Source organism: Streptacidiphilus sp. EB103A, assembly GCF_041261405.1.
Classification (GTDB): Bacteria; Actinomycetota; Actinomycetes; order Streptomycetales; family Streptomycetaceae; genus Streptacidiphilus.
This window is the reverse complement of sequence record NZ_JBGCAQ010000028.1, coordinates 66219-81523: the sequence shown is the minus strand read 5'-3', so window position 1 is coordinate 81523 and position 15305 is coordinate 66219. Positions and strand designations below refer to the sequence as shown.

The 15305-nt window shown below is 69.8% G+C and carries 13 protein-coding genes; 9 read left to right on the top strand and 4 right to left on the bottom strand.

What is annotated here, in order from left to right:
- The first annotated feature begins 92 nt into the window (after positions 1 to 92).
- Both ABH941_RS36095 and ABH941_RS36090 read left to right on the top strand, forming a co-directional pair.
- Positions 93 to 488, top strand: a complete 396-nt coding sequence (locus tag ABH941_RS36095) for a RidA family protein (protein WP_370134579.1) — start codon at positions 93 to 95, stop codon at positions 486 to 488.
- Between the two features lie 37 nt (positions 489 to 525).
- The gene (locus ABH941_RS36090; RefSeq protein ID WP_370134576.1) at positions 526 to 1149 is read left to right on the top strand and encodes a prepilin peptidase; all 624 of its coding nucleotides are present in this window, start codon (positions 526 to 528) and stop codon (positions 1147 to 1149) included.
- Between the two features lie 5 nt (positions 1150 to 1154).
- On the opposite strand, the gene ABH941_RS36085 is transcribed toward ABH941_RS36090, so the two are convergent.
- The gene (locus ABH941_RS36085) at positions 1155 to 2699 is read right to left on the bottom strand and encodes a chitinase (protein ID WP_370134573.1); all 1545 of its coding nucleotides are present in this window, start codon (positions 2697 to 2699) and stop codon (positions 1155 to 1157) included.
- Positions 2700 to 2907: 208 nt separating this feature from the next.
- Entirely contained in the window at positions 2908 to 3948 is a 1041-nt protein-coding gene (gene mgrA, locus ABH941_RS36080; RefSeq protein WP_370134570.1) for an L-glyceraldehyde 3-phosphate reductase, read from the bottom strand.
- A gap of 232 nt (positions 3949 to 4180) precedes the next feature.
- Between mgrA and ABH941_RS36075 the strand changes: the two genes are divergently transcribed.
- From ABH941_RS36075 to ABH941_RS36055, 5 genes are all read left to right on the top strand, one after another.
- On the top strand, positions 4181 to 4972 hold the full coding sequence (locus ABH941_RS36075) for an isoprenyl transferase (protein ID WP_370134568.1): 792 nt from the start codon (positions 4181 to 4183) through the stop codon (positions 4970 to 4972).
- 344 nt (positions 4973 to 5316) lie between these two features.
- Positions 5317 to 6648 (top strand): PhoH family protein, encoded by a 1332-nt coding sequence (locus ABH941_RS36070; protein ID WP_134001341.1) that lies wholly within the window; start codon positions 5317 to 5319, stop codon positions 6646 to 6648.
- A gap of 468 nt (positions 6649 to 7116) precedes the next feature.
- Entirely contained in the window at positions 7117 to 7779 is a 663-nt protein-coding gene (locus ABH941_RS36065; RefSeq protein ID WP_370134565.1) for a lytic transglycosylase domain-containing protein, read from the top strand.
- A gap of 320 nt (positions 7780 to 8099) precedes the next feature.
- Positions 8100 to 9440: an AI-2E family transporter gene (locus tag ABH941_RS36060; RefSeq protein ID WP_370134562.1), complete on the top strand. Its 1341-nt coding sequence runs from the start codon at positions 8100 to 8102 to the stop codon at positions 9438 to 9440.
- Between the two features lie 26 nt (positions 9441 to 9466).
- On the top strand, positions 9467 to 10432 hold the full coding sequence (locus tag ABH941_RS36055; protein ID WP_370134560.1) for a pirin family protein: 966 nt from the start codon (positions 9467 to 9469) through the stop codon (positions 10430 to 10432).
- On the opposite strand, the gene ABH941_RS36050 is transcribed toward ABH941_RS36055, so the two are convergent.
- A complete protein-coding gene (locus tag ABH941_RS36050) occupies positions 10425 to 10880 on the bottom strand; it encodes a MarR family winged helix-turn-helix transcriptional regulator (RefSeq protein WP_370134556.1) in 456 nt (151 codons plus the stop codon). The genes ABH941_RS36055 and ABH941_RS36050 overlap by 8 nt on opposite strands.
- Before the next feature lie 130 nt (positions 10881 to 11010).
- Between ABH941_RS36050 and ABH941_RS36045 the strand changes: the two genes are divergently transcribed.
- Both ABH941_RS36045 and ABH941_RS36040 read left to right on the top strand, forming a co-directional pair.
- Positions 11011 to 12087 (top strand): substrate-binding domain-containing protein, encoded by a 1077-nt coding sequence (locus ABH941_RS36045; RefSeq protein ID WP_370134554.1) that lies wholly within the window; start codon positions 11011 to 11013, stop codon positions 12085 to 12087.
- Between the two features lie 368 nt (positions 12088 to 12455).
- Positions 12456 to 14195 (top strand): cytosine permease, encoded by a 1740-nt coding sequence (locus ABH941_RS36040; protein ID WP_370134551.1) that lies wholly within the window; start codon positions 12456 to 12458, stop codon positions 14193 to 14195.
- Positions 14196 to 14241: 46 nt separating this feature from the next.
- Here the strand turns inward: ABH941_RS36040 and ABH941_RS36035 are convergent, their stop codons facing one another.
- Complete coding sequence (locus tag ABH941_RS36035) at positions 14242 to 15114, bottom strand: SAM-dependent methyltransferase (protein ID WP_370134548.1); 873 nt, start codon at positions 15112 to 15114, stop codon at positions 14242 to 14244.
- Positions 15115 to 15305 lie beyond the last annotated feature (191 nt).

Sequence of the window (15305 nt, the reverse complement as noted above, 5' to 3'; positions counted from 1 at the left end):
GGTGTTGCGGCAGACGCAATGCTGGTTGCATATCCTGCCTCAGAGCAGATCGCCCGTACAGATCCGACCCAGCGCCGAGGAGCAGCACCGCCATGAGCAAGAGCGTCGTCCGCACCGACCAGGCACCGACCCCGATCGCCAGTTTCTCCCAGGGCGTCGCCAAGGGCGGGCTGCTCCAGGTCGCGGGCCAGGTCGGCTTCGACCCGGCCACCGGGACCCCGGTCGGTCCCGGCCTGACCGAGCAGATCGAGCAGACCCTCCGCAATGTCCAGGCCGTGCTGGAGGCGGGCGGCGCCGGCTGGAACGACGTGGTCATGATGCGGGTCTATCTCACCGACACCGCGCACTTCGCCGAGCTGAACGCCGCCTACGACGCCTGGTTCGCCAAGGCCCTCCCCGAGGGCGGCTTCCCGGCGCGCACCACGGTCTACGTGGGCCTCCCGGCCGGACTGCTGGTCGAGATCGACGCCCTGGCTGTCACTGGCTGAGGCTAATCTGAAGGCCTCCGGGGGAGAGGGGGCGGCCGTGCTGGGTCCGTATGTGTTCACCGTCGTTGCCGGTTGCGCGGCCGGGGCCGGAATCTCTGCCCCGGCGCGGCGCGAGGCCGCCAGGTACACCGAGCGGCTGCCCTCTCCCGTCCGGCTCATGGGTCTGTGTGTGGTTGCCCTGGGGACCACCGCGGCGGCGGCCGGGTACCACTGGCACGTCCTGGCACTGCTCTGGGCCGCAGCCTGCGCCGTGCCGCTGGCCCTGGTCGACGTCGCCGAGCACCGGCTGCCGCGTCGGCTCACCTACCCCTCGGCGGCCGGGTCCCTGCTGCTGCTCGGCGCGGCCGATCCCGCCGGGGACCGCACCGGTTCCGCGCTGCACGCCCTCTACGGGGCCGCCGCACTGGGCGCGGTGTTCTGGCTGATGGCGCTGGCGCTCCCGTTCGGCCTCGGCGACGCCGCGCTCGGGCTGACCGTCGGCGCCGTGCTCGGCTGGTACGGCTTCGCGGCCGTCTTCACGGGCGTGCTGCTGGGCTTCCTGCTGGCCGCCGGCTACGGCACGGCGAAGCTCGCCGCGCGCCGTGCGGGGCGTCGCGACGAGCTTCCCTTCGGACCGTTCCTGCTGCTGGGCACGCTACTGGCGATAGCGCTCAGCCACTGAGTGGACTACGCCATGGCGTGGACGAAGACGCCCTCGTTGTTGGCGAACTGGTTGCCGTTGCTGGCGTCCCAGTTGGTCGACCAGGTCATCACCCCGCCGATGGTCGGCCAGGTGGTGCTGGGCTTGAAGGTGCCGCAACCGGTGCCCTTGGCCAGGCAGTTGAGGGCGTTCTCGACCACGCTGGGGGCGACGTAGCCGCTGCCGGCCGCGCTGGTCGAGGCCGGGACGCCGATGCCGACCTGGCTGGGGCTGAGCCCGGCCTGGATGGCGGTGCAGGCCATCGAGGTGATGAAGTCCACCGTGCCCTCGGAGTAGACCCCGCCGTCGCAGCCGTTCATCGAACCCGAGTTGTAGTACTGGGTGTTGACGATGGTGAGGACGTCCTTGACCGCCAGCGCCGTCGCCAGGTAGTCCGAACTGGCGGTCAGCATGTCGATGGTCTGCGGGGCCATGGTGAGCACGAAGCCGGAGCCGGCCTTGCTCGCCAGCGAGTGCAGGGCCTGCGCCATGTAGGTGGAGTTGAGGCCGTTCTCCAGGTCGATGTCGACGCCGTCGAATCCGTACGTCTGCATCAGCGAGTAGGCGCTGTTGGCGAAGTTGGTCGCGGCGGTGGAGCTGGCGACGGAGATGGTGCCGTTCTGGCCGCCGACGGAGAGCACGACCTTCTTGCCGGCCGCGTGCTTGGCCGCGATGTCGGCCTTGAACTGGGCGTCGGTGTAGCCGCCGAGCTTGCTCTGCAGGGTCGAGTCCAGCGAGAAGGTGATGCCGCCGGTGTTGCTGGCGTCGGCGGTGGCGAAGGAGACCGCGATGATGTCGTACTGCGAGCTGACGTCGCTGATCTTCTGGTCGGTGGCCCCGTTGTCGAAGTCCTGCCAGTAGCCGGTGACCAGATGCTTTCCGGTGCCGGTGCTGCCGGTCGAGGTGGCGGTCGGGGTCGGTGAGGCCGTGGTGGCGGTCGGCGTGGGGGAGGCCGACGCGCTGGCGCTCGCGGACGCCGTCGGGCTCGCCGACGCCGACGCCGAAGCGCTGGCCGAGGTGGTCGCGCCCGCCGCGCCGCTCAGCACCACGTCGTCGGCGTAGTACGCCGCCTGCCCGTACCAGCCGTGCAGGTAGATGGTGACGCTGGTGGTCGAGGCGCCGGTCGTGAAGCTGGTGCTCAGCTGGTTCCAGGAACTGCTGTTCGACCAGGTGCTGACATCCGTCGTCCCGTCACCGCTGGTGCCGAGGTAGACGTAGGGGCCCTGGACCCAGGAGCTGAGCGAGTACGAGGAGTTGGGCTGGACGCTGATGGTCTGGGTGCACTGCGCGTCGTCGCTGCTCGTGGGGGTCGCGACGAGGGCGTGGGTGCCGGAGTGGACGGTGGAGGTGGTGACGGCACCGCCGCTGCAGGTCCAGTTGGAGAGCGTGCCGGTCTCGAAGCCGGGGTTGGCCACCAGGTTGGTGGTGGCGGCGCCGGCGCCGCCGGTGAAGGCGACGAGGCCGGTCAGACCGAGTCCGACGGCCGTTGCACAGGCGGTTACTGCGCCGATGGCGCGGCGAGGGGAAGCCATGGATCTGTCCTCAGGGTGTGGGGGAGGGAAGACAGGGAGTGAAGCTTGACCCACAAGTTGGACTAGACCAGTTGGCATGTCAAGACCACCAGCTGCTGCTTAAGGTTCCGTTAAACCAACCTTGATCAGGCAGTTGACGGAGCAAAAAGGTACAGACCACACTCGGAGGGAGTCCTCCTGAATGCGGTCTGTACCAAGTCGTGCCTATTCAGCCCTCGCTGGAGGCTGACCAGATATTGATGTCCGCGTCGGTCGCGTAGCGGTCGATCTCGGCCAGCTCCTCCGCGGTCAGGGCCGGGCCCTGCACCGCGGCGATGTTGGTCTCCAGCTGCGCCACCGAGGAGGCCCCGATCAGCGCCGAGGTCATCCGCGGGTCCCGCAGCAGCCAGCTGAGCGCCAGCTGGGCCAGCGACTGGCCGCGCTTGGCGGCGATGTCGTTGAGCGCGCGCAGCTTGAACAGGGTCTGCTCGTTGAGCGCCCCGGGGTCCAGCGACTTGCCCTGCGCGGCCCGCGAGTCCTCCGGGATGCCGTGCAGGTAGCGGTCGGTGAGCAGGCCCTGCGCCAGCGGCGCGAAGCCGATGCAGCCCGCGCCCTCCTGCTCCAGGACGTCGAGCAGTCCGTCCTCCTCGGTCCAGCGGTTCAGCATGGAGTAGGAGGGCTGGTGGATCAGCAGCGGAACGCCCAGGTCGCGCAGGATCGCCGCGGCCTTCCGGGTGTTCTCGGAGTTGTAGGAGGAGATCCCGACGTACAGCGCCTTGCCCTGCTGGACGGCGGACGCCAGCGCGCCCATCGTCTCCTCCAGCGGGGTCTCCGGGTCGAAGCGGTGCGAGTAGAAGATGTCGACGTAGTCCAGGCCCATCCGCCGCAGCGACTGGTCCAGGCTGGCGGTCAGGTACTTGCGCGAGCCCCACTCGCCGTACGGGCCCGGCCACATGTCGTAGCCGGCCTTGGTGGAGATCACCAGCTCGTCCCGGAACGGGCGGAAGTCCGCGGCCAGGTGCCGGCCGAAGTTGGCCTCCGCGGCCCCGTACGGCGGGCCGTAGTTGTTGGCCAGGTCGAAATGGGTGACGCCGAGGTCGAAGGCGCGGCGCAGGATCGCCCGCTGGGTCTCCAGGGGCTTGTCGTCGCCGAAGTTGTGCCACAGCCCGAGTGAGATCTCCGGCAGCTTCAGCCCGCTGCGGCCGGTCCTGCGGTAGTTCATCGAACCCTGGTAGCGGGTCTCGGCCGGCTGGTAAGGAGCTGGGATCATGAGTGGGTGCCTCTCCGGAGGGCGCATTTTGTCAGACGAATGAACAATAGTCCGAGCTGTGGACGGTCGCCCTCCGGGCCCGCAGGCCCGCGGGCCCCGGCAGCCCGGCGCGATTCACCTACCCTCAGCAGCCGGGAGTAGGGTGATCCCCCGGGGGCGGGCTGGTGCTGACGCTCGCCTGCCCGGAAGGTCGCAGCAGACCGAAGGGTCGCAGCAGAGGGGCGCAACAACCATGGACCTCGGCAGGGTCATCCGCCGCACACCGGTGCTCCGACAGTTGACCTACGGGCTCTACGGCCGCCGGGTCGAGGCGCATCTGGACCGGACCGCGGTGCCGCGCCATGTCGGGGTGATGCTCGACGGCAACCGCCGCTGGGCCCGGGCCGCCGGAATGTCCACCATGGACGGACACCAGAGCGGCGCCGACAAGATCCCGGACTTCCTCGGCTGGTGCGAGGAGGTCGGCGTCGAGGTGGTCACCCTGTGGATGCTGTCCACCGACAACCTCAGCCGCCCCAAGGAGGAGCTCGTCCCGCTACTCGGCATCATCGAGCAGGCGGTGCGCGACCTCGCCGCCACCGGGCACTGGCGGGTCCACCCGGTCGGCGCCCTGGACCTGCTGCCCGCGAGCACCTCCGCGGTGCTCAAGGAGGCCGAGCAGGCCACCGCCCACCACACCGGGATACTCGTCAATGTCGCCGTCGGCTACGGCGGCCGCCACGAGATCGCCGACGCGGTCCGCAAGCTGCTGCAGGAGCAGGCCGCGCTGGGCACCTCGGTCGAACAGCTGGCCGAGATCATCGACGTCGAGCACATCGCCCGGCACCTCTACACCAGCGGCCAGCCCGATCCAGACCTGGTCATCCGGACTTCCGGCGAGCAGCGCCTGTCCGGTTTCCTGCTCTGGCAGAGCGCGCACTCCGAGTTCTACTTCTGCGAGGCGTACTGGCCGGCCTTCCGCAAGGTCGACTTCCTCCGGGCCCTGCGCGACTACGCCAACCGCCAGCGCCGCTTCGGCGGCTGACCCGCAGTTCGCCTAGGGGGTGGCCGGTGGATCAGGGCGGCGTCGCGGGCCCTGGCACCAGCGCTCGCCGCGTTGTCGTCGGTCGCCAGTGCTCCGCAATGGCTCCCTCCTCCGCCTTGCGATCGCAGGCACCAGACCCCGCTCCTTCATCCGCCCTGATCCACCGGCCACCCCCTTGTCCAACATGCGAAGAACGGCTGATGACGATGATGCGTCAGTTCGTTTCGGTCGGCATGGGTTCGGGCGACCTGGGGAATAACCGGGTCAGACCGTGACCTCGGCCATCGGGGCCCGAAGGTCCGGCGAACCGCGGATGACAGCAGGTTGTCCGCCCGGGAGGCCCTGTGGTCAGCTCCAAGAGCCGCCGGAGTGAGCAAGACCGGCGCACGTACGTCCTCGACACCAGCGTTCTGCTGGCCGACCCGAACGCGATGACGCGATTCGAGGAGCACGAGGTCGTGCTCCCCGTGGTCGTGGTCACGGAGTTGGAGGCCAAGCGGCACCACCCGGAACTCGGCTACTTCGCCCGCCAGGCGCTGCGCCTGCTGGACGACTTCCGGGTCCGGTACGGACGGCTCGACGCCCCCATCCCCGTGGGCGACGTCGGCGGAACGATCCGGGTCGAGCTGAACCACACCGATCCGTCCGTCCTCCCGGCCGGTTACCGGCTCGGGGACAGCGACAGCCGCATTCTGGCGGTCGCCCGCAATCTCCAGGCCGAGGGCTACGACGTCACCGTCGTCTCCAAGGACCTGCCGATGCGGGTGAAGGCCAGCTCGGTCGGCCTGCTCGCGGAGGAGTACCGCGCCGAACTGGCGATCACCTCCGGCTGGACCGGTATGCACGAGCTCACCGTCTCCGGCGAGCAGGTGGACTCGCTCTTCGAGGCCGGGCACGCCGAGACCGTCGACATCCCCGAGGTGCGCGAGCTGCCGGTGCACACCGGCCTGGTGATCACCTCGGAGCGCGGCAAGGCCCTGGGACGGGTCACCGCGGACGGCAGGGTGCGCCTGGTGCGCGGCGACCGGGACGTCTTCGGCCTGCGCGGCCGCAGCGCCGAGCAGCGGATCGCGCTGGATCTGCTGCAGGACCCGGACATCGGCATCGTCTCGATGGGCGGTCGGGCCGGCACCGGCAAGTCGGCGCTGGCGCTGTGCGCCGGACTCGACGCCGTGCTGGAACGCCGGCAGCACCGCAAGGTGATGGTCTTCCGGCCGTTGTACGCGGTGGGCGGGCAGGAGCTGGGCTACCTGCCCGGCTCCGAGTCGGAGAAGATGAGCCCCTGGGCCCAGGCGGTCTTCGACACCCTCTCCGCGGTGACCACGCCGGACGTGATCGAGGAGGTGCTGTCCCGGGGGATGCTGGAGGTCCTCCCGCTCACCCACATCCGCGGGCGCTCGCTGCACGACGCCTTCGTGATTGTGGACGAGGCGCAGTCGCTGGAGCGGAACGTGCTGCTCACGGTGCTGTCCCGGATCGGCCAGGGGTCGCGGGTGGTGCTCACCCACGACGTGGCGCAGCGGGACAACCTGCGGGTGGGGCGGTACGACGGGGTCGTCGCGGTGGTGGAGAAGCTGAAGGGGCATCCGCTGTTCGCACATGTGACGCTGAACCGGTCGGAACGGTCGCCGATCGCCGCGTTGGTCACGGAGTTGCTGGAGGACAATCACAGCTGAGCGCTTCGTACCGGGGCGCGGGGAGCTGTTCGCCGGGCGGTGCACGGGAGTGCATGGCTGGGCGCGCAGTTCCTCGCGCCCCTTGTTGTGCCTCGGCTCGGAGGCAAAGTTGTCCGATCGTAACCATGGCATCAGGTGTCCCACAGGGGTTCGGCAGAACTTCCTGCCTCATCCGCCATGTGAGCTTCGCCACGTAACTGGGAATTGCCACGGGCCGTCCGGGTCGGGCAAGGTATGGGTCCTGTCAGGCCCCGCGTAGGACAAGACTGACCACTCGTCAGAGTGAAAGGTCCGGTCGTGCGCCGCCCGAGTTCCATGGCGTCTTGTTCCCACCCGAGGCGCTCCGGGCCCGTGTCTCCCGTGACCACTGCAGGGGGGAGGCCAGCGTCAGGGGTGGAGATCGTCCGTGCGGTCACCAATCGGGCGACGCTGGAAGGAAACCGTGTGAACCGGATTTCGGTTCGGGGTGTGGCTGTGGCCTCCGCCACCGCCGTCACTGCCGTCGGAGCCGTGGTCGGCGTCGCCAATGGCGACACCAAGCCCACCGTGCAGACAGCCGATGTCGCAGGATCCACTCTTCTCGCCGACATCCCGTCGGGCGAGCAGGCCCAGACGGTGAGCGAGAACATCGCTCTGCAGGCAGACGCCCAGCAGGCATCCGCCACCGCCGCCGCGCAGAAGGCCGCCGCCGAGGCCGCACGGATCAAGGCCGCCCAGGTCGCCAAGGCCAAGTCCGACGCGGACAAGGCCGCCGCCGCCGCGAAGGCCGCCAAGGCCCGTGCCGACGCGCAGGCCGCCGCCAGCCGCGCCGCCGCCCGTGCGGCCGTCACCCAGACCTACACCGTCGGCTCGGCGCAGGCCATAGCCCAGTCGATAGTCCCGGCCTCGCAGTTCACCTGCTTCAGCAACATCGTCGAGCGCGAGAGCGGCTGGAACTACACCGCCACCAACGCCAGCTCGGGCGCGTACGGCCTGGTCCAGGCCCTGCCGGGGAGCAAGATGGCCTCGGCTGGAGCGGACTGGCGTACCAATCCGGCGACGCAGGTGAAGTGGGGCCTGAGTTACATGGACTCGCGCTACGGGAGCCCCTGCGACGCCTGGGCCTACTGGCAGGTCCACCACTCGTACTGACGAGTAGCCCAAAGGCCGCCCCAGGGCCGCGCAGACATGTTGAAGCCCCCGATCCCTGTCCGATCGGGGGCTTCCATACATCTCCCACGGAACGGCCGCCGTGTGCGGAGCGGCCTCGATGCTGGTCGTCCCCCGATCCATGTCCGGCTAAACCCATAAAGCCAAGAATGACCGGATTTTCCTATCACCTGTCGAAGGATGACCGGCTCAGCCTTCCGGTGGGCCGCCCCCGCGTCGGCTGAGGGCACCGGGTACCGTTCGGATCACGGACTCCATCGGCTTCATGGGGCCCTCATCGGGTGCGAAGGGGCGGGGCGGCGATGCCAGGCGAGCAGCAGAGGGGACCGGTGGGGTGGGGAGCGTCCCTGCTCTCACGGCTCACCGCGCGGCTGGAGCACCGGCGTCGCGAGGTCGAGGCCGAGGTGAAGGTCGCCGAGCACCGCAATGACCCGCCGCCGGTGACGGCCCTCCCTGCGGTGGAGAACGGCCTGGCGAGCTACCCGGCCCGTCCCACCAGCCCGACCGAGGCCGTGCCCTGGTCGCTCCGGGTCACCGCCGAACTGATGTGGCGGCTGCTGATCGTCGGCGCCGGCGTCTACGTGCTGTTCCGGGTGGTCCAGACGCTGCGCGTGGTCGCCCTGGCCTTCGTCGCGGCGATGCTGATCAGCGCGCTGCTTCAGCCGACGGTGGCCTGGCTGCGGCGGCACGGGGTGCCCAGGGGGCTGGCCGCCGCGATGACCTTCATCGGGGGCCTGATCGGCATCGGCCTGGTCGGCTGGTTCGTCGGCTGGCAGGTGACCACCAACCTGAACGAGGTCACCGGCAAGGTCCAGAACGGCATCTCGCAGATCCGCACCTGGCTCACCCACGGGCCGATGCATCTGACCGACAAGCAGATCAACGGGTTCGCCGGGCAGTTGTCCAAGGCGATCGGCACCAACAGCGACCAGATCACCTCCTTCGGCTTCTCCACGGTCGGCATCGTGATCGAGATCCTGACCGGGGTGTTCCTCGCGGCGTTCTGCACCTTCTTCCTGATCTACGACGGCGAGCGGATCTGGGGCTGGCTGCTGCGGCTGTTCCCGCCGAGCGCCCGGCGTGGGATGGCGGGGGCCGGGCCGCGGGCCTGGTCCACGCTGACCGCCTACGTCCGGGGCACGGTGCTGGTGGCGTTCATCGACTCGGTGTCGATCGGCATCGGCATCTATCTGCTCGGAGTGCCGCTGGCGCTGCCGATCTCGGTGCTGATCTTCCTCGGCGCCTTCGTCCCGCTGGTCGGCGCGCTGGTCACCGGCACGATCGCGGTGCTGATCGGGCTGGTGACCAACGGGGTGTTCACAGCGGCGATGGTGCTGGTGGTGCTGCTGGCAGTGCAGCAGATCGAGGGCCATCTGCTGCAGCCGCTGATCCTGGGCCGCGCCGTCCGGGTGCACCCGATCGCGGTGGTGCTGTCAGTGACCATCGGCTCGATCGTCGGCGGCATCGGCGGCGCGGTGGTCGCCGTCCCCCTGGTCGCCGTAACCAACACCACCGTCGGCTACCTCAAGACCCGCCAACACGTAGACGAAGACGTCCGCGCCGCACTCGTCGCGGCTGAAGCTGCGGCGGCGGAGCACCATCAGGGGCGCGAGGAACTGCGCGACCAGCCCACGCAGACGTAGAGCCCTTCGCGCTTACGCTGGACACCATGAGCAACTTGGAGACCGCGCCACAGACGCGCGTGTGCGGCGGACGTGAGGACGTCTCCGCCGAGCCGGTGCATGAGCTGCTGACAGGCAAGCAGGTGTCGCTCGGCGGCAGCACCGTGGTACGGCGGCTGCTGCCGAACCTGGGCCGGCGGATGGTCGGGGCCTGGTGCTTCGTGGACCACTACGGCCCCGACGACATCGCCTCCGAGCCGGGGATGCAGGTCGCCCCGCATCCGCACATCGGCCTGCAGACGGTCAGCTGGCTGCACGACGGGGAGGTGGAGCACCGCGACAGCCTCGGCAGTCTGGCCACGGTGCGGCCGCGCGAGCTGGGGCTGATGACGGCGGGCCGGGCCATCGCGCACTCCGAGCAGTCCCCCTCCCCGCACTCCCCGCTGCTGCACGGCGCGCAGCTCTGGGTCGCCCTCCCCGACGCGCACCGGCACACCGAGCCGAGCTTCGACCACCACCCGGTCCTGCCCGAGGTCACCGCACCGGGGCTGCACGCCACCGTGATCATGGGCGAGCTGGACGGCGCCCGCTCACCGGGGCGGACCTACTCGCCGCTGGTCGGCGCCGACCTCACGCTGGCCGCCGGCGCCTCGGCACGGCTGCCGCTGCAGCCCGACTTCGAGTACGCGGTGCTGGTGATGGACGGCGACGCCCGGGTGGACGGGGTGCCGGTGGAACGCGGGTCGATGCTCTACCTCGGCTGCGGCCGCAGCGAACTGCCGCTGCGCGCCGCCGCGGACAGCGGTCTGCTGCTGCTCGGCGGCGAGCCGTTCGAGGAGAAGCTGGTGATGTGGTGGAACTTCGTGGCCCGGACCGGGGACGAGATCGCCGATGCCCGCGCGGACTGGATGACCGGTGACCGCTTCGGCCAGGTCCACGGCTACGACGGCCCCGCGATCCCGGCCCCCGAGCTGCCCCCGACTCCCCTGAAGCCCAGGGGACGGGTCAGGTAGTCGTCGGCCGGGCGCGCTCGGTCTGCCGCCCGGCCAGGGTCCCGGTGAGCAGGTCGAGAGCGCGGGCGAGTTCGCCGCCGTCGCCGATCGCGGCGAGGAGGCGGGTCTGGTCCGCCTGGACCTTGTGGGCAGCGCGCTGGTGCAGGATCCGGCCGCGGGCGGAGAGGTGGAGCAGGACGCGCCGGCGGTCGTGGGGGTCGGCCCGGCGGTAGACCAGGTTGTCGGCGACCATGCGGTCGACGAGCTTGGTCAGGCTGGGCGCCGGCAGCAGCGCGTACTCGGCGATCTCGGCCATCGGATGGCCCTGGTCGTCGGCGATGACCGACAGCACCCGCCACTGCTCCACCGAGCAGCCCTCGTCGGCCAGCACGGCGGCGAGCCGGTTCACCAGACGGCGCTCGGCATGGCTGAGGAGGTGGGCGAGATCGGGTGGCGGCTCGGTGGTCATGAGCGCCGGCGTCCTTCCGGTAGGTCTACTGTTCAACCGTCTACGGTTCAACCAAAGTAGGGCTTCTGTGGCGGGATCGGGGCCCGGATCAAGATCCCCGCCCCCGCGCGACCCGCACGGAGGTAGTCACATGCAGCTGGGGCCGCTGCGACGGCACGGCGGCGATGCGGTGGTCGTGGCCCTGGTGGTGCCACTGCAGGGGCCGGCGGGGATCTTCGGCCCGTCCTGCGAGCTGTCCGCGCGGCTCGCCGCGGAGGAGATCAACGCTGCGGGCGGTGTGCTGGACCGCGAGGTGCGGCTGGTCGTGGTGGACGGCGGGGCCGCACCGGAGCGGGTGGCGGCCGAGGTCGAGGCGCTGGTGTCGCTCGGCGCGGTGGACGCCGTGGCCGGATGGCACATCTCGGCGGTGCGCAAGGCACTGGCGCCGCGCGTCGCCCACCGGGTCCCCTACATCTACACAGCCCAGTACGAGGGCGGTGAGCGGACCCCCGGGGTGTTCCTCACCGGCGAGACCCCGGCCCGGCAGCTCCTGCCCGCGATGCGGCTGCTGGCCGAGGCGACCGGGGTGCGGCGCTGGTGCACGGTGGGCAACGACTACGTCTGGCCGCGCGAGACGGCCCGCGCGGCGCGACGCTACGCGCGGGCCTGCGGGGGCAGGGTCCGCGACGAGGTCTTCGTCCCCCTGGGCGCGCACGACTTCGGCCCGGCCCTGCGCCGGGTGGAGCGCTGCGAGGCGGACGCGGTGCTGATGCTGCTGATCGGGGACGACGCGGTGCGCTTCAACCGGGCCTTCGCCGACTGCGGCCTGCACCAGCGGTGCCTGCGGCTGAGCACGCACATGGACGAGAACATGCTGCTGGCCACCGGGGCGGACGCCACCAGCGGACTGTGGGCCACGTCCGGGTTCTTCGAGACCCTGGCGACCGAGGAGAGCCTGGACTTCAGCCGCCGCTACGCGCTGCGCTTCGGGGTGGAGGCGCCACCGATGGGCAGTCTGGGGGAGTCGTGCTTCGAGGGCCTGCGGCTGCTCGCGGCGCTGGCCGAGCGGGCCCGGTCGCTGGACGTCGGCGCCATGCGCAGGGTGAGCGGGACGGTCGCCTACGAGGGGCCGCGCGGCACGCTGCGGCTGCAGGGGAACCACCTGCACCAGCGGGTCTACCTGGCCAGGGCGGACGCCTTCGACTTTGACATCGTCGCCCAACTCTGACCCCCCGTCCCTGCCGCTGACCTGACCGATCCGGCCCTGCGGCCCGGGCGTTGACACTACCTGGTCGCAGAAATACTTTCCAGGGGAATGGTTTCATGGGATGGTTGTCCTGGACCCGACAGGGCCGTCGGCAGCGCCCGCGCCACGCGAGGCTGTCGGTTGCCCGAATCCCGTAATTCTTCCGGTGTCGCGATTTCGGAATGAAGAGTTTATCGTTCCCTGAATTCTACGCGCGTCGAAATGCAAATTCCTATTGCCCTCCCATTTAAACGACGCGAAACGAACGAGAAACAACAGGGCGGGAATCTTCCCTCACCGCCCCGGAGCCTCCGGGGGTGTGACCCCGCGTGCAGAATGAGGGAAGACCCGTGACGGACACGCTCGACAACCAGGCGCCGACACCCCCTCCCGGACCCGCTGAACCGACCGGAGGGCCGTCCGGCGACACCGCCAGGCAGTACAACGGCTGGACGAAGAACAGCACCCTGGAGGACTACTCGCTGCGCTACGCGCCGAAGTCCTTCCGCCGCTGGACCCCCTACGTGGTGGCGACCACGGCCCTGGGCGGCATCGCCTACCTCGCGGACTTCGCCATCGGCGGCTCCATCGCGATCACCAACGGCTTCGCCAGCGCCATGGTGGCGATCCTGGCCGCGGCCGTGACCATCTTCCTGACCGGCATCCCGATCTCGTACTACTCGGCGAAGTACTCCATCGACATGGACCTACTGACCCGCGGCGCGGGATTCGGCTATCTCGGCTCGACCCTGACCTCGGTCATCTACGCCAGCTTCACCTTCATCTTCTTCGCCCTCGAAGGCTCGATCATGGCGCAGGCCCTGCAACTGGGCCTGCACGTCCCGCTGGCCGTCGGCTATCTCATCGCCTCGCTGATCATCCTCCCGCTGGTGGTCTACGGGATGACCGCGCTGTCGAAGATGCAGGTGTGGACGCAGCCGGTCTGGCTGGTCCTGATGGTCGCCCCCTTCGTCTCCATCGCCGTCCAGGACCCGCACAAGTTCTCGCAGTTCACCCACTTCGCGGGCAACTCGCCCACCGGCTCCTCGATCAGCCTGATCGGTGTCGGCGCAGGCGCCGGCGTGGCCCTGTCGCTCATCGCCCAGATCGGCGAGCAGGTCGACTACCTGCGCTTCATGCCCGACAAGACACCCGAGAACGCGAGGAAGTGGTGGGGCGCGGTCCTCAGCGCCGGACCCGGCTGGGTGGTGCTCGGCGCGCTCAAGCAGATCGGCGGGGCCTTCCTCGCCTTCTACATCGCCGGCAGCATCGGCCTGTCCAAGGCCGACCAGCCCATCCAGCAGTACCTCGCCGGGTTCCACACCTTCGCCGCGCCCGTCGCGCTCGGGCTGGCCACCTTCTTCGTCATCCTCTCCCAGATAAAGATCAACACGACGAACGCCTACTCCGGTTCGCTGTCCTGGTCCAACTTCTTCTCCCGGCTGACCCACCGTCACCCCGGCCGCGTCGTCTACATCTTCCTCAACGTCGGCATCGCGCTCGCGCTCATGGAGGGCGGCGTCTTCGGCGTCCTCAACACCATCCTGGGCTTCTACTCCAACGTCGCCATCGCCTGGATCGGCGCGGTCGTCGCCGACCTGGTGATCAACAAGCCGCTCAAGCTCAGCCCGTCCTACATCGAGTTCAAGCGGGCCCACCTGTACAACTTCAACCCGGTCGGCTTCGGCTCGATGCTCATCGCCTCCGCGGTCAGCATCGTCGCCTACTTCAACGCCTTCGGCTCCTACGGCAAGGCGTTCTCGCCCTTCATCGCCCTGGTCATCGCCATGGCGCTGTCCCCGCTGCTGGCGTGGCTCACCAAGGGCAAGTACTACATCGCCCGCACCGACGACCTGCCCGAGCCCCTGTTCACCGACGACGGCCTGCTCTCCGCCGCCACCCTCACCTGCACGGTCTGCGCGGAGGACTTCGAACGCCCCGACATCGCCGGCTGCCCCTTCCACCAGGGCGCCATCTGCTCCCTGTGCTGCAGCCTGGAGAAGGACTGCCACGACGCCTGCAAGACCACGGGCAGCGGCGGCCCGGTCCCCCTCGCGATGCCCACCGTCCTGTCGTCCACGGACAGCTGAACGCGCGTGCGGGGAGGGGCCGAGCGGATGACTCGGCCCCTCCCCGTCAGGGCTTGCGGGCGATCAGCAGGTAGGCGTCGTTGACGGCCGGGTCGTCGGCGTAGGGGAGCTCGGTGTCCCCGGCGAAGGCGGGCCACCAGGCGGTGGGCGTGGCGACGCCGGGGGCCAGCAGCTCCAGCCCGTCCGCGAAGGCCTCGACCTCGGCCCGGTTGCGCGGCTGGATCCGGACGCCCGCCCCGCGGTAGGTGTCCGCGCCGCGGTTGACCGCCTCCGGGCTGCTGTCGGCGGTGGCGTGCGAGAGCACCAGGTAGCTGCCGGAGGCCAGCGGCTTCAGCAACTCCCGGACCAGGGCGTACGGTTCGTCGTCGTTGGGGACGAAGTGCAGGACCGAGATCAGCTGCAGTGCCACCGGGCGTTCCAGGTCGAGCGCCGGCCGCTCGCCGGTCAGGCAGGTATGGCTGAGGATCTGCTTCGGTTGCCGCAGGTCCGCCTCGATGTAGTCCACCCGGCCCTCGGCGGTGGTCCCGGTGAGCAGCGCCCGCGCGTGGGCGAGCACGATCGGGTCGTTGTCGGTGTAGACGATCCGGGCGTCCGGCCGGATGCCCTGGGCGATCTCGTGCACATTGGGCGTGGTCGGGATACCGGTGCCGATGTCGAGGAACTGGTTGACCCCCTGCTTGGCCAGGAACTCCACCGCGATCCGCATGAAGGCCCGGTTCATCCGGGTCACCGTGCGCAGCCCGGGGTAGGCCGCCAGCGCCTGCTCGGCGACCTCGCGGTCCACCGGGAAGTTGGTCTTTCCGCCGAGCAGGTAGTCGTACATCCGTGCGGACTGAGGGCGGTCCGTCCGCAGGTCCACCGGGCGGATCGGTTCGAGACGTACGGCTGTGCTCATCCAGCCCGACGCGCTATCGGTCATTGCCGACCACCCTTGTCCGTCCGTGACCGCCTTCGGCCGCTTCGCAGTCGCTCCGATCATATCTGGCGGTCGGTTCCCCCATTTCCCTTATTGGTCCAGACCCTTGACGGAGTGATTGGTCTGTACCACATTGAGTGGCAGGTACCTGCCCAACGCATGCGCATGCGCTCACGTCCCCCTCATCCCCCACT

Coding starts and splice junctions, on each gene's coding strand:
- ABH941_RS36095 (WP_370134579.1), top strand. CDS start 93: ATGAGCAAGAGCGTCGTCCGCACCGACCAGGCACCGACCCCGATCGCC.
- ABH941_RS36085 (WP_370134573.1), bottom strand. CDS start 2,699: ATGGCTTCCCCTCGCCGCGCCATCGGCGCAGTAACCGCCTGTGCAACG.
- mgrA (WP_370134570.1), bottom strand. CDS start 3,948: ATGATCCCAGCTCCTTACCAGCCGGCCGAGACCCGCTACCAGGGTTCG.
- ABH941_RS36075 (WP_370134568.1), top strand. CDS start 4,181: ATGGACCTCGGCAGGGTCATCCGCCGCACACCGGTGCTCCGACAGTTG.
- ABH941_RS36060 (WP_370134562.1), top strand. CDS start 8,100: ATGCCAGGCGAGCAGCAGAGGGGACCGGTGGGGTGGGGAGCGTCCCTG.
- ABH941_RS36055 (WP_370134560.1), top strand. CDS start 9,467: ATGAGCAACTTGGAGACCGCGCCACAGACGCGCGTGTGCGGCGGACGT.
- ABH941_RS36050 (WP_370134556.1), bottom strand. CDS start 10,880: ATGACCACCGAGCCGCCACCCGATCTCGCCCACCTCCTCAGCCATGCC.
- ABH941_RS36045 (WP_370134554.1), top strand. CDS start 11,011: ATGCAGCTGGGGCCGCTGCGACGGCACGGCGGCGATGCGGTGGTCGTG.
- ABH941_RS36035 (WP_370134548.1), bottom strand. CDS start 15,114: ATGACCGATAGCGCGTCGGGCTGGATGAGCACAGCCGTACGTCTCGAA.